Genomic DNA, 12279 nt, shown 5'->3' with positions numbered 1-12279 from the left:
CAGAGCGACAGCCTACCTCTGACTGCCGCCAATCTTTGCAACAGAGCCCCTGCTGGTCGCCACCGGTACGAGGGCCAGTCCCTGGCCGAACAGGCAAGAGGCCGGACTCGCTGGCGTGTTCACGCTGCGTGATCGGGACGACGTAGCGCCGCTGAAGAACCGGCTCGATGCCACCGATGGGCGGATCGTGATCGTCGGCGGCGGCTTCATCGGGTGCGAGATCGCCACCATCTGCCGTCATCTGGGTCGGCCGGTGACCGTCCTGGAGAGAGGCCCCGCCCCAATGCTGCGCGGGCTCGGCCGCACTCTTGGCGATCTGATGGCGCGCCGGCACCGGACGCAGGGCGTCGACCTGCGGACAGGCGTCGGTGTGACCGCGTTGCTCGATGACGGCCATGGCAGCTTTACCGGCGTGCGGCTCACCGACGGCAATCTCGTCGATGCCGATCTGTGCATTATGGCGCTGGGCGCGGTGCGTAACACCGATTGGCTGGCGGGCAGCGGCCTCAAGACCGACAGGCTCGGACTGCATGCGGACGGATATTGCCGTGCGCTGCGCGAGGACGGCTCTCCGGCTGAAGACATTTTCGTCGCCGGCGACGTCGCCGTCTGGCCCTCGCGCCTGTTTGGCCAGCAGATGGCGATCGAGCACTGGAGCAACGCCGACGAGCAGGCGCGCACCGCGGCGTTCAACATGGTGGCTCACAGTGGCACGGTACGGGAGCACGACTATTTGCCGACCTTCTGGTCGAACCAGGCCGGCGTCACGATCAAGGCAGTGGGCATGCCCAGCATCGCCGACAGCGCGGCGGTCGTGCAGGGATCGTTCGATGGCGACGGCTTCGTCGCGCTGTTCGGCCGCGAGGGCCGCGCGGTGGGGGCGATCTCGCTCGATCGCGGACGCTACCTCGATTTCTACGCCCGGATGATCAGGAATCGCGCCCCGTTCGGGGAAGCCATCAAGACGGTGGAAGGCGGGGCGGCCGTTCGCTTCGATCCCGGCTTCGCGCCACCCCCACACCAGTCGAACCAGGAGGTGCGTCTGTGACCCTCATCGCTCCCAACCAGATCTTCGCCGAACTCGCCAGGCCCGAGACGCGCCCCAATCCCTACCCGCTGTGGCGGCAGCTTGCCGACCATGGTCCGGCCTTCCAGGACAATGGCGTGTGCCTGGTGCCGGGCCATGCCGACTGCGTCGCCCTGTTCCAGGATCCACGCGTGAGTTCCGATGCGAGCAAGGTTCGCGATGAGCCGCAGGCGCCGTTCGCGCCGCCCTTCTTCCTGATGGACCCGCCCAACCATGATCGGCTGCGGCGGCTGACGATGAAGCATTTCGGGCCGCCCGATCGCGGCAACTATGTGGACAGCCTGACCGGCGACATCCGCGGCTTCGTCCAGCGTTTCATCGACGAACTCAAGGGAGAGACACGGTTCGAGTTGATCTCGACCTTCGCCAACCGCCTGCCCGTCGAGGTGATCGCCAAGATCACCGGCATCTCGATCGAGGAGCAGAACCAGATCGGGCGCTGGCTGGCCTCGATCATCTTCGAGCCCGAAGCGATGAAGCTGCTCGATACCGACGGATCGATCCAGCGCGAGCAGGCGAAGGGGGTCGAGGCGCTCGGCGGCTTCCTGATGAAGACCGTCGCGGACCGCAAGCAGAACCCTCGCGGCGACGACATCCTCAACCGGCTGCTGGCAGACGACGCGCCCGACGCGATGAGCGACGAGGAGGTGATGTCGACGATGCTGATCCTGCTCGCCGGCGGGCACGAGACGACGATCACGCTGATCGGCAACGCGATGGTCCAGCTCCTCCGCAATCCCGACACGATGGCCGACGTTCGCGCCGATCCCCGTCTGGTGGCGCCGCTGGTCGAGGAAGTGCTGCGCTTCGAGCCGCCGATCCAGTACCGCGTGCGCTACGCGCTCGACGATATGGAGATCGCGGGTCTGCCGATCCCGGCGGGCACCAAGCTGATGCCGGCGATCGCGGCGGCAAACCGGGACGCCGCCCGGTTCGACAACCCCGACGCGTTCGACATCCACCGCGCGCCGCATCCGCATCTGAGCTTCGCCAGCGGCGCCCATTTCTGCTTCGGCGCGCCGCTCGCCCGGCTGGAGGGCCAGATCGCGCTCGGCGAGCTGATCCGCCGGCTGCGCAACCCGCGGCTGGTCGAAGGAGAACTCGAATACAAGCCGAGCCCGGAAACACGCGGGCCCAAGCGGCTGGTGATCGAGGTGGACGGCTTCGACGACTGATAACCCGGCCGATCGGGAGATGTGAGGACATGATGAAACTGAACGGAGCGCAGATCCTCCTTGGCCTGACCGGGGCGATGTTCGTCGTGGTGGGCGCGATCTACCTGATCGATCCCCCGCTCATGTATTCGCTCTACGGCGAGCCGCTTTCCGGCGCCAACGCCTACCATCTCGTGCGCACCTCCGCCGGCGGCCCGCTCCTGGTCAGCGGGGCGGCGCTGCTGTGCGGCGCGTTCAAAGCCGGGTTCCGCCGGCACGCTCTATGGATCAACCTCGTGATGCTCTCGGCGTTTGTGCTGGGACGCGCCTGGAGCTTGCTCGCCGACGGCCCCACGCCATCCATGATCCTGCGTGTCGAGATCGTACCCGAAATGGTGCTGGCCCTTCTCACGGTGTACTACCTGCGCCGCCGGACTTCGATCATGTCGCAAGATGCTTCTGAAAGGTTTCGGGACACAGGCAGATGAGCTTGTGCCATCTGGTCCGGCAGCGGACTGAAATCGAGATTGGTATACCACAAAGGAAGGGTGGCTGGGACGGCTGACGGCCGCAAGGCACGCTGGACGGCGCAGAAGGAGCCGTTTTCCCAAAATGTGTTCCCGATTGCCCTTTCCCAGAATTACCTGTTGAAGACGGAGACATGGGGCGGTCCAGCGTAGGGTATGATCCCCCCTGCCTCCGGCACCCGGTGGGGTACGAATAATGTGAGCAGGTATCTTTAATTGCGAGCAGCGCCGGATGATGGCGAGCACGTTGGCAACGAATTCGAGCAGGGTGCCATGCGCCAGTGGCAGATTGCGTGAGCAGGAAATCGCTCCGATGGTGAGCAGGCGCCATTATGTTTGCGGGCCGCTACAGCTAGGAGACCTGTGCGCGGGTGGGCGTAGGGCGTTGTGATGGCGCGCTTTCGCCGGACGGCTCGTTGGTCGCCATCTCGATCGACGCGATCGGTCCTCCACTTCTTCAGGCGGTCGCGGCGAGGAGATTGAATGTTCGCTTGAGGTTGTAGGCGATGGCGGTGAGGTGGATCTGGGCGGCGGCTTTGGCGAGGCGTCGCCATCTCATCCGTCGCAGTCCGTACGAGCGTTTCCAGGCGCCGAAGATCTTCTCGATCCGGCCGCGGACGCGATGGATCGGCCGGTTCCAGTCCCGCAGGCGGCCGAGCGTCTCTTCCTCGTCGCGGCCCCACATGGCGTTGAGTACGACACGCGGCGTGCCGCCCTCGGCGCGGACGGCGCCGCCGAAGTGCGGTCCGCGATAGGCGCTGTCGGCGAAGACTTCGCCGGGACAGTCGGGCAGCGGGTCCGGGCTGGCACGGCCATCGTTGACGTTGGCCGGCGTGACCGCGATCCGCTCGACCGGTGCGGTGTCCGCGTCGCAGGCGACATGCGCTTTGAAGCCGTGCGTCGCGCGCTTGCCGCGGTGCTTCACCCACCGGCCATCGCCGTCGTCTTCGCTCGCGGATGCGATGATCGTTGCATCGACAATGGTGCCGGCCTTCACCGTGATCGCCTTGGCGGTGAGCTGGATGGTAACCGCGCTGAACAGCGCGCGGTCGAGGTCGCGGGCGACCAGCATGCGGCGGAAGCGGACAAACGCCGTGCGCTCGGGCGTCGCCTCGGTGCCAGAGAAACCGCAGAAGTGGCGGAACGAGGCGCGATCTTCGAGCGCATCGGCGAGCTTCACATCCGACAGGTCGTACCAGACCGCCAGCAGCATAGCCCTGATTATCGCCAGCGGCGGCCAGGCCGGCTCTCCTTTCGTCGCCGGATACAGCCGCCCCAGCCACGTCGCGATCGGCTCACAATCGATGAGCGCGGCGATTTCGTCCAACGTCGACCGCGGCCGCTCTCGCTGCGAAAACCCGAAACTCTTCTGCCAATCGTCCGATGCGCCACGCCCGCCTCCGCCATCAGACGCACCAAAGAATCACGACTTGCGACCGCCGTCTACGCCCACCCGCGCACAGGTCTCTTTAGAGCGGTTTCCGCCCGACGAGAGTCGGAGGGGGATTCACACGGGCGTGCTGATCGGATTCAGAGTGCTGGCTGGATGGAGGCCGGCATGGATGGGTAAGCCGTTTTCGATGGACCTGCGGTCGCGAGCGCTGGCCGCGGTTGACGGGGGGGATGAGTTGTCGAACTGCGGCGGGGCGGTTTGGGGTAGCGGCCGCGACGGTGATCCGCTGGCACGACCAGCGCCGCAGTACGGGTGGCTATGCCGCCAAGTCGCAGGGCGGCGACACGCGGTCGCAGCGGATCGAGGCGTACCGGGACACGATCCTGGCGCTGGACGGGGCACGCCGCGACATCACGCTGGACGAGCTGCGCCGCAAGCTTGGCCAGGCAGGCGTAACGGTGGCGATCTCGACGCTGCACCGCTTCTTCGCCCGCCACGGCGGTCACGCGTAAAAAGGTCGGGCACACGATCGAGCAGGACCGCGCCGACGTCCTGAACGCGCGCGAAGCCTCGTTCGATGGCCAGTTCGACCTCGATCCCGAGCGCCTGGTGTTCATCGACGAAACCTGGACCGCCACCATAACCCGCAGCCACGGCCGCTGCCGCCGGGCGAGCGGCTGCGGATGGGTTACCCGCACGGCCATCGCAAGACGACCACGCTGGTCGCCGGGCTGCGCACGACCGGCATGGTCGCACCGATGGTGCTCGACGGGCCGATCAACGGCGACTGGTTCGAGGCCTATGGCGGCCAGGTGCTCGTGCCCGACCTCAAGCGCGGCGACGTGGTGATCATGGACAACCTGTCCAGCCACAAGCGTGCCAGCGTCCGCGAGGCTATCGAAGCCGCCGGCGCCCGGCTGCTGTTCCTCCCGCCTTACAGTCCCGACTTCAACCCGATCGAGAAGGCCTTCTCTCGCCTCAAGGCCATGCTCCGCAAGGCCGGCGAGCGCACCGTCTCCGGGGCTGTGGAACCTCATCGGCAAGCTGGTCGACCTCTTCCAACCGCAGGAATGCGCCAACTACTTCAGCTCCTGCGGCTATGACCCAGACTGAAAGGAAACCGCTCTAACTGTTTGGTCCCGGCAATTGGTGGTGCGGGTTTGATATGAATCAGAGATGCTGTCGAAGCTGATCGTGGGTCTCGTAGTAGAAGTGTTTGACGGTCGCGTCCTTGATGGTCCGGTTCATCCGCTCGACCTGCCCGTTGGTCCAGGGATGCCGCGGCTGGGTAAGTCGATGCTCGATGTCGAGATCGGCGCAGGCGAACTCGAAAGCGTGACAGAGGAACGGCTCGCCCTTCGCCCGCATCGCCTTGATGTCCTCGGGCGTCCAGCCATCGCCAGTTGGGTCGGTGAAGTGGGTGCCGTTATCGGTGAGGACAGTGTGGATCTTGTAGGGCAAGGCGGCAGCGAGGTTGCGAAGGAAGTTGGCGGCGAGCCGCCGGGTGGCTTTCTCGTGTAGCTCGACAAAGGCGAACTTCGAGGTCCGGTCGATTGCGACGAACAGGTAGAGGCGACCCTCCTCGGTCCGCACCTCTGCAAGGTCGATGTGAAAATAGCCGATCGGGTAGTGCTTGAACTTCTTGCGAGCCGGCTTGTCGCCATCGACATCCGGCAGCCGGCTGATGCTGTGCCGCTGAAGGCAGCGATGAAGCGATGATCGTGTGAGATGCGGGATCGTCGCCTGCAGGGCGTAGAGACAATCGTCCAGCGGGAGGAGCGTGTGGCGACGGAACGCCACCACGACGGCCTCCTCCTCGATCGACAGCGTGGTCGATTTAGGGGCCTTCGGCCCGGTCGGAAGATCGGCCGTTGAGGATCGGCCTCGCCACTTGGCGACGGTCTTGGGGTTGATCCCGTGCCGCTTGGCGAGCGCCCTCAGGCTCTCTTGACTATGCTGTATCGCTCGACGGACTGCCTCAGTCGTTGTGGCGCTCCCGTGGAGTACCTGGCCCATAGCGCATCCTTCCACTCAGGCGTGAATGATGCACCATCAAAACCTGGGATCAAACACCTAACTTAGGGCTGCGCTGCGCTCCGGCGCTCGCCGCTGTGACATTCTCGGGGTCATCGACCTCGCATGAAGTCGAAGTCGGAACACCCATGAGCAGGCGAGCGCCGCGTCCATAAGTGAACCAGGCCCATGACCAGTTGGCATAGACCATCAGCCGGCTCCGGAAGTCGACCAGGAGCATGAACTGGACGAGCGACCATGCCAGCCAGGCGACGAGGCCTTTGAGTCGCACCCGGCCTAAATGCGCGAGTGCCCTGGATCGGCCGATCACCGCCATGGTTCCGTAATCGCGATAGCGGAAGGGCGGAAGCCCGGACTTCCCTTGGACCGTCGCCTTCAACAGGCGGCCGTCATAGTGGCCCTGCTGCTTGGCCACGGGCGCCAGCCCAGGCAGGGGCCTCTCCAGGCCATGATCGAAGCTTGCCGAGTCGCCGACCACGAAGATTTCGGGCCGGCCCGGAACGGAGCCATCGGCATTCACCTTGACGGCGCCGTTGCGGGCAGCATCGGCACCGAGCCACCGAGCCACCGAGCCACCGAGCCACCGAGCCACCGAGCCACCGAGCCGCAGGCCGCGCTGCGCACCACAGAACGGTCTCCGCATCGATCCGTTCGCCCGCAAGGATGAGATAATCATAGGGCAGGTCCTTGGCTCCGGTGAGCCGGACAAGCCGGCGATCAGGATCCACATCCGCGACCTCAGCCATTAGCACGGTTGCGTTATGCTGCCCGTGAAGCAGCACGCGGCTCGCCGTCGCGATATCGGCTGGCGAGAGCGCGGCAGTCGCCACCTGGTAGAGAAGCGGCTGAAACAGATGATAATTGGTACTGTTGACCAGCGTAATGTCCGCCTTGGAGCGCTCGCGCCGCCGCCATGCCGCCGAAACCGGCGCCCACGATAACAATGCTTGGGCGCGCAGTGTTACTCATTGCGTCCTCCGGGCCGTAAACATGACGGCATCTGAACGACCGTCGCAATGCTCCAGGCGACGGACATGGGTCGTGTTGCGCCAGACTGCGCGGCCGAAGACCGCATCGATTGCCGCGTTGCATCGCCGAGCAAAGTCAAAGCGGTTGCGCCTTTCTCATGCCGATCCAGAAATGGCTGACGCTGACGGTCTCGAGGGTGCAGCCACGGACCCCGCCGGGCGGGGCGTCCGGTGCTCCTCGTCGGGCGCCGCTGACCCAGCTCGGCGAGGCGTTTCAGGTCTTTCCGGCCGCACCGGGCGATATCATGACCGGCATCCGCGACGAACAGGAGGATCAGCGTCCCGGCGGTATCGTCCCGGCCGAGCTGTGCTAGCGCGAATTGCGCGGCTTTCCGATTCCCGAGCGTTTGGGCAAGGCGATCGGGAAGGTTGCCTAATGCCAAGGCCGTCCAGTCGCCCACGGCGTGGAGAGTGGGACCGTTGGCAGTCTCCTTGATCCGGAAGTCCGCCGCCGTCATCGGACAAGCGCCACGCCGATCCGGAACCGGGTCGTGCGCCGGTCATAATCGAGCAGATTTTCGCCATAGCCGATGAAGCTCTGCCCGAAGAGATAGAAATCCGGACCGCCACCCAGCAGTCGGGGCAGCGGATAGGAAAGGTCGGCGCTGACCGCGCCCTTGCCGCTCGAGAGGTTGAACCGGGTGGAGGTGGAGAGGCGCAATCCGTCCTCTTCCCCGACTTCCATAAAGAGAGCTGTATTGCCGCGGTAGCGGCGGATGTCAGGATTGTCCGACTTGTCGCCGACGAAGAGCGAAAGGCGCGGAGCGATCGACAGGCTATAGCCGCCCCCCAGCGGGATCGCCGCCATGGGCGCTACATAGACGCTGTTGATACTGCGCGATGCGGTACCATCGCGACCATTGGATTCATGTCGGATACCGCCTTGGGCGCTTAGTGACACGCCGCTTGAAAGCGTCGCCGGTGGCGTCAGATAGAAGAGCTCGGGCTGATAGTCTATATTACGGAAAGGCGAGGAATGCGCGCCCAGGTCCCAGAACATGCGCTGGGTGTAGGCGAAATGAAGCCCGTCGCGCCAAGAGCGCGGAAGACCTTCCGCGCGCCGGCTGCCGAACAGCTGATATTTGAAGCTGATCTGGATCCGCGCTTCGCTATTCGTGCCAGGACCGTAGACCGCGTAGATGGGCTCATAGGCCGAAAGGCTGGTAAGGAAGGCATTGCCGGCCGTACGGTCGGAAGGCGGCGGAACTGCTCGGGGCGCTTCGTCAGCATGCTCTTGCTGGTTCGGTCGCGCTTCGGCGAGTCGGGCAGTCGGGAGCGCAGTATGCGGTGCGAGAGCGATCTGGCCTGTGCTCCAGGCCGGGATTGAAATGACAGAACCGTCGAGTATCTCGCCGGGAGCCGCGCTGAAACGATAGCGCGCACGTTCAAAGCCTCCGGCTGGAATGGCCAAGTCGTCCGGCAGCCCCGCCGCCCGTTCCAGCCAGATCGTCCGCGTCTGGCCGCCTCGCTCGATTCGGGCCTCGATGCGGCCGGGCAGGAAAAGTGTCTTCGTCTCCCTGCCCTCGTTCAGCAGGCGAAGCTCGACGAGAATGGCGCCGCTCTCATCGCGTTCACCGGCATCGCGGATCAGGATGCCGACGTCCGGAGCGGCATGCGCGGCTGGAGCGAGGGCAATCGCCGCGCCGGCCAGCAGCAGGGGGAGGATTGCCGCGATCATGCGAACAGATGCTGGCCGCTGTCGACCGGGATGATTGTCCCGGTGATCCGCTTCGCCGCGTCGCTCACGAGGAAGGCGGCAAGCGCTCCCACATCCTCGACATCGACCAGTTGCCGTTGGGGCACGGTTGCCGCGGCGCGTTCGAGCAATTCGTCGAAGCGGTCGATGCCACTTGCCGCCCGTGTTGCGATGGGACCTGGCGAGATGGCGTGCGCGCGAATGCCCTTGGAGCCGAGCTCGGCCGCGACATAGCGGGTGGCGCTTTCCAGCGCCGCCTTCACCGGTCCCATGAGATTGTAGTGTTCGACCACTCGTTCGGACCCGTAGAAGGTCACACAAAGCACGCAGCCCCCGTCTTTCATCAGCGGTTCGGCCAGCTTCGCCATCCGCAGGAAACTATGGCAGGAAACGTCCATCGCAACGGAGAACCCATCGGCTGAGGAGTCGACAACGCGGCCATGCAGATCGTCCTTCGGCGCGAACGCAATCGAGTGGAGCAGGAAATCGAGCCCGCCCCATTCTTGCTCGACCTGGGTGAACAATGCCTCGAGTTCCCCCGGCACGCGCACGTCGCAGGGGGCGATCCATTCAGCGCCGATGCGTTCGGTCACAGGCTCGACCCAGGCCCTTGCCTTCTCATTGAGGTAGGTCGCCGCAAGTCGCGCGCCGCAATGGGCGAAGGATTCCGCACAGCCTGCGGCAATGCTGTGCTCATTGGCAATACCAACGACGAGCCCGCGCTTGCCGGCAAGATCGACGAGCGGCTTCACAAATCGGCTCCAAGGACATTGAGCGTGTGCAGAGCGATCATGCGCTCCTCGTCGGTCGGAATGACATAGGCCTTGACCCGGCTGTCCGGTTGGCTGACCAGCGGCCCGTCTCCGGCATTGGCGAGTTCGTCGATCTCCAGCCCGAGCCACTCGAGCCCGCGGCAGATGCGGCTGCGCATGCCCGCGTCATTCTCGCCGATGCCAGCGGTGAAGACGATGCCGTCCAGTCCGCCGAGCGAGGATGTGAGCGCGCCGGCTTCGCGGACGATTCGCCAGGCGAACAGCGCCATCGCCTCTTCCGCATGGGGAGCCTGACTCTCCGCAAGCGACCGCATGTCGCTCGAGATGCCCGAAACGCCGAGCAGGCCCGACTTCCTGTATAGAAGATCCTCGATCCCGGAGGCGCTCATCCCCATCAGGGTTTGAAGGTGCAGCACCACACCGGGATCGAGGCTGCCGCACCGCGTGCCCATCATCAGGCCATCGAGCGCGGTGAATCCCATGGTCGTGTCCACGCTATGCCCGCCTTCCATCGCACAGAGGCTCGCGCCATTGCCGAGATGGGCGACGATCACCTTGCCGGAGGCGAGTTCGGGGTCCAGTTCGGCGAGGCGGCGTGCGACATATTCGTAGGATAGCCCATGGAAACCATAACGACGGATGCCCTGGTCATGGAGCGCGCGCGGCAGGGCGAACCGTGAGGCAAGCGCGGGCTTGTCATGGTGGAACGCGGTGTCGAAGCAGGCCACCTGCGGCAGCTCTGGCACGAGCTTCGAGATCGCCCGGACAGCGGCCAGATTATGCGGCTGATGAAGCGGTGCCAGCGGGCTGAGGGCGTCGAGCTCATCGATCAGCGCCGCGTCGACAAGCCGAGGTGCTGCGAATACGGGGCCGCCGTGGACCACCCGATGACCGATCGCGATGATCTCACGGTTCCGGAGAGGATGATCTGATGCCCAGGCGAACAGATCGCCCAGCAGGTCGGCATGGGATAGCGCCGCGCCATCGGGCCATTCGCGCTCGAGCAGGGTTTCGCCGTCGACCGAGCGGGCCCTTAGCGCGGGGGCTATGCCGATCTTCTCGATCTTGCCACCGGCAGACGACTGAAGCCCGCCATCCTCGCCGATCGCGAACAGCGAGAACTTGATGCTCGATGAGCCGGAATTGAGGCTGACGACGGCCTTCATGACTGCGCCGCGCGGGCAAGGCCCGGCGCCGCCTTGGTTGCAGCGCGCGCCAGCAGCACGGCGACCGCGCAGGAGGCGAGGCGGGTGCGCAGGCTGTCGGCGCGGCTGGTGAGGATGATCGGCACGCGCGCACCCAGCACGATCCCGGCGGCGTCCGCGCCGCCCAAAAAGGTGAGCTGCTTGGCGAGCATGTTGCCGGCTTCGAGATTGGGGACGACGAGGATCTCTGCCTTGCCCGCGACCGGCGAAACGATCCCCTTTTCCTTCGCTGCGGCTTCGTTGATCGCATTGTCGAAGGCGAGGGGGCCATCGAGAAGGCCGCCCGCGATCTGCCCGCGATCGGCCATCTTGCACAGCGCCGCGGCATCAAGCGTGGACTGCATGTCAGGGTTGACCGTCTCGACGGCGGAAAGGATCGCGACCCTGGGCTCCTCTATGCCGATCACATGAGCGAGGTCGAGCGCGTTGCGGATGATGTCGGCCTTGTCCTCGAGCGTGGGCGCGATGTTGATCGCGGCGTCGGTGATGATGAGCGGCGTCGGATGATCTGGCACGTCCATGATATAGGCATGGCTGATCCGGCGCTCGGTTCTGAGGCCCGCGGCGGACGGCACGACCGCGCCCATCAGTTCGTCAGTGTGGAGCGACCCTTTCATCAACAGCCTTGCCTCGCCCGCGCGCACCAGCGCGACCGCCTTCGCCGCCGCGTCGTGGCTGTGGTCGGCAGGCACCAGGCGGAAGGTGAAGATGTCCTTGCCCGCTTCCCCGGCCGCTTTGCGGATTTTGCCTTCCGGGCCGACGAGGATCGGTGCGATCAGCCCTGCTTCCGCCGCTTCGATAGCGGCCAGGAGGGCGGCGACGCTGCAGGGATGGGCGACCGCCGTCGGCTCGGGCTTGCCGTTCGAGGTGAGTTCGATCAGCCGGCGATAGCCGTCATGATCGCGCAGATAGACGTCGGGCAGGAGCGTGCGCGGTCGGCGCACCTTTTCAGCGGGCGCCTTGACCTCGGCCTGGCCTGAAATGACCTCATCCCCGTCCTGATTGACGCAGCGGCAGTCGAACAGCACGATCCGGTGCTCGGGCCGCTTCTCGACGACCGTCACCGAGGCGGTGATCGTGTCGCCGAGGCCAACGGGCCGGGTGAACCGCAGCGACTGGCTGAGGTAGATGGCACCGGGTCCCGGCAGCTCGGTGCCCAGCACCGCGGAGATCAGGCCGCCGCCCCACATGCCATGCGCGATCACCCGGCGGAACAGGTCGGTCGCGGCATAGTCCGCGTCCAGATGCGCCGGATTGACGTCGCCCGAGACGAGCGCGAAGAGCTGGATGTCGCGCGCGGTGAGCGTCCGGGTCAGGCTCGCCGTCTCGCCCGGCTCGATCTCGTCGAAGGTGCGGTTCTCGAGGATCGCCTCTTCACTCAC

10 protein-coding genes and 3 pseudogenes are annotated in these 12279 nt (G+C 65.5%); 5 read left to right on the top strand and 8 right to left on the bottom strand.

Features of this window, described 5'->3' with window-relative positions; all coding sequences use genetic code 11:
- The first annotated feature begins 22 nt into the window (after positions 1–22).
- The 3 genes from ET21_RS0122400 to ET21_RS0122390 are packed head-to-tail and all read left to right on the top strand — an operon-like array spanning position 23 to position 2729.
- Positions 23–1048 carry an FAD-dependent oxidoreductase gene (locus ET21_RS0122400; protein ID WP_337587968.1) on the top strand — a complete coding sequence of 342 codons (1026 nt, stop codon included), beginning with the start codon at positions 23–25 and terminating at the stop codon, positions 1046–1048.
- Positions 1045–2262 carry a cytochrome P450 gene (locus tag ET21_RS0122395; RefSeq protein WP_051768306.1) on the top strand — a complete coding sequence of 406 codons (1218 nt, stop codon included), beginning with the start codon at positions 1045–1047 and terminating at the stop codon, positions 2260–2262. Before ET21_RS0122400 ends, ET21_RS0122395 begins: the two co-directional genes overlap by 4 nt.
- Before the next feature lie 29 nt (positions 2263–2291).
- Positions 2292–2729 carry a DUF4345 domain-containing protein gene (locus tag ET21_RS0122390; RefSeq protein ID WP_030541449.1) on the top strand — a complete coding sequence of 146 codons (438 nt, stop codon included), beginning with the start codon at positions 2292–2294 and terminating at the stop codon, positions 2727–2729.
- A gap of 496 nt (positions 2730–3225) precedes the next feature.
- On the opposite strand, the gene ET21_RS0122385 is transcribed toward ET21_RS0122390, so the two are convergent.
- Complete coding sequence (locus ET21_RS0122385) at positions 3226–4095, bottom strand: IS5 family transposase (RefSeq protein ID WP_202807161.1); 870 nt, start codon at positions 4093–4095, stop codon at positions 3226–3228.
- A gap of 235 nt (positions 4096–4330) precedes the next feature.
- On the opposite strand from ET21_RS0122385, the pseudogene ET21_RS27345 reads away from it, so the two are divergent.
- Positions 4331–5274 (top strand): annotated as a pseudogene (locus tag ET21_RS27345) (IS630 family transposase).
- A gap of 60 nt (positions 5275–5334) precedes the next feature.
- On the opposite strand, the pseudogene ET21_RS0122370 reads toward ET21_RS27345, so the two are convergent.
- The 3 genes and pseudogenes from ET21_RS0122370 to ET21_RS28955 all read right to left on the bottom strand — a co-directional run.
- Positions 5335–6177: pseudogene (locus ET21_RS0122370) on the bottom strand (IS481 family transposase); the annotation flags it as partial.
- 49 nt (positions 6178–6226) lie between these two features.
- Entirely contained in the window at positions 6227–6871 is a 645-nt protein-coding gene (locus ET21_RS28655) for a hypothetical protein (RefSeq protein WP_030541446.1), read from the bottom strand.
- A gap of 40 nt (positions 6872–6911) precedes the next feature.
- Positions 6912–7139, bottom strand: a pseudogene (locus ET21_RS28955) (hypothetical protein); the annotation flags it as partial.
- 182 nt (positions 7140–7321) lie between these two features.
- On the opposite strand from ET21_RS28955, the gene ET21_RS0122360 reads away from it, so the two are divergent.
- A complete protein-coding gene (locus tag ET21_RS0122360; RefSeq protein ID WP_030541445.1) occupies positions 7322–7537 on the top strand; it encodes a hypothetical protein in 216 nt (71 codons plus the stop codon).
- Between the two features lie 140 nt (positions 7538–7677).
- Here the strand turns inward: ET21_RS0122360 and ET21_RS0122355 are convergent, their stop codons facing one another.
- Genes ET21_RS0122355 through ET21_RS0122340 form a run of 4 tightly spaced genes read right to left on the bottom strand, consistent with a single transcriptional unit; the run spans position 7678 to position 12279 of the window.
- A complete protein-coding gene (locus tag ET21_RS0122355) occupies positions 7678–8901 on the bottom strand; it encodes a phospholipase A (protein WP_030541444.1) in 1224 nt (407 codons plus the stop codon).
- Positions 8898–9671 carry an enoyl-ACP reductase FabI gene (fabI, locus tag ET21_RS0122350; RefSeq protein WP_030541443.1) on the bottom strand — a complete coding sequence of 258 codons (774 nt, stop codon included), beginning with the start codon at positions 9669–9671 and terminating at the stop codon, positions 8898–8900. Before fabI ends, ET21_RS0122355 begins: the two co-directional genes overlap by 4 nt.
- The gene (locus tag ET21_RS0122345; protein WP_030541442.1) at positions 9668–10858 is read right to left on the bottom strand and encodes an acetate/propionate family kinase; all 1191 of its coding nucleotides are present in this window, start codon (positions 10856–10858) and stop codon (positions 9668–9670) included. Before ET21_RS0122345 ends, fabI begins: the two co-directional genes overlap by 4 nt.
- Positions 10855–12279, bottom strand: coding sequence for a bifunctional enoyl-CoA hydratase/phosphate acetyltransferase (locus ET21_RS0122340; protein ID WP_030541441.1), 1425 nt, complete (start codon positions 12277–12279; stop codon positions 10855–10857). The genes ET21_RS0122345 and ET21_RS0122340 overlap by 4 nt, the downstream gene beginning before the upstream one ends.

This window comes from Sphingobium sp. DC-2, assembly GCF_000722555.1.
GTDB lineage: Bacteria > Pseudomonadota > Alphaproteobacteria > Sphingomonadales > Sphingomonadaceae > Sphingobium > Sphingobium quisquiliarum.
Note: the sequence above shows the minus strand (reverse complement) of the source record. Positions and strands in the feature narration are given on the sequence as shown.

Bases quoted from the DNA above. Each gene is read 5' to 3' on its own strand.
- ET21_RS0122390 (WP_030541449.1), top strand. From the start codon at position 2,292: ATGATGAAACTGAACGGAGCGCAGATCCTCCTTGGCCTGACCGGGGCG.
- ET21_RS28655 (WP_030541446.1), bottom strand. From the start codon at position 6,871: ATGATTATCTCATCCTTGCGGGCGAACGGATCGATGCGGAGACCGTTC.
- ET21_RS0122360 (WP_030541445.1), top strand. From the start codon at position 7,322: ATGCCGATCCAGAAATGGCTGACGCTGACGGTCTCGAGGGTGCAGCCA.
- ET21_RS0122355 (WP_030541444.1), bottom strand. From the start codon at position 8,901: ATGATCGCGGCAATCCTCCCCCTGCTGCTGGCCGGCGCGGCGATTGCC.
- ET21_RS0122345 (WP_030541442.1), bottom strand. From the start codon at position 10,858: ATGAAGGCCGTCGTCAGCCTCAATTCCGGCTCATCGAGCATCAAGTTC.